The following is a 575-nucleotide window of genomic DNA, read 5'->3' as shown; positions in this document are numbered from 1 at the left end:
GTGACGGTCAAGAACACCGCCATTGGGTCGTTGGTGCCCGATTCAATTTCTAACGTCGAGCCAACACGTTCGTTCAGACTGCGCCCTTTCAATAAAGAGAAGACCGCGGCCGCATCCGTTGAACCGACAATCGCGCCAACCAAGATACCTTGCAATAAATCCAAATCGAACAGCCAGGTCGCCATCAAGCCAGTTAACAATGTCGTGATGGCTACGCCTATAGTTGCCAACGACACCGAAGGCCACAAGGCGACCCGAAAACTGGCGACTCGCGTTCGCATCCCGCCATCCAAAAGAATGATGGCGAGCGCTAAGTTACTGACTAAATACGCGATGGAATAATTATCAAATAAGATTCCGCCAAGGCCATCTTCCCCAGCCAACATACCTACCGCAAGAAATACGAGAAGGATTGGAATCCCCAATTTTGAGGACACGGGGCTTAAAAGAACGCTCAGTGCAATCAGTAATGCACCAATCAGAAAAAAGCTGTTAATGGGGTCTGCGTCCATTCTCACCCTCCCTAAATGAAAAGCTACAAACAATCTCAACGAGTAAGCATATAAGATCCTAAA

1 protein-coding gene is annotated in these 575 nt (G+C 48.3%); it reads right to left on the bottom strand.

Going from position 1 to position 575, the window contains the following annotated elements; all coding sequences use genetic code 11:
* On the bottom strand, positions 1 to 512 hold a 512-nt coding region (locus tag R7093_RS26945; RefSeq protein ID WP_318147239.1), incomplete at its 3' end, for a cation:proton antiporter.
* Positions 513 to 575 lie beyond the last annotated feature (63 nt).

The sequence above is a fragment of the Vibrio sp. 1580 genome (assembly GCF_033340055.1).
Note: the sequence above shows the minus strand (reverse complement) of the source record. Positions and strands in the feature narration are given on the sequence as shown.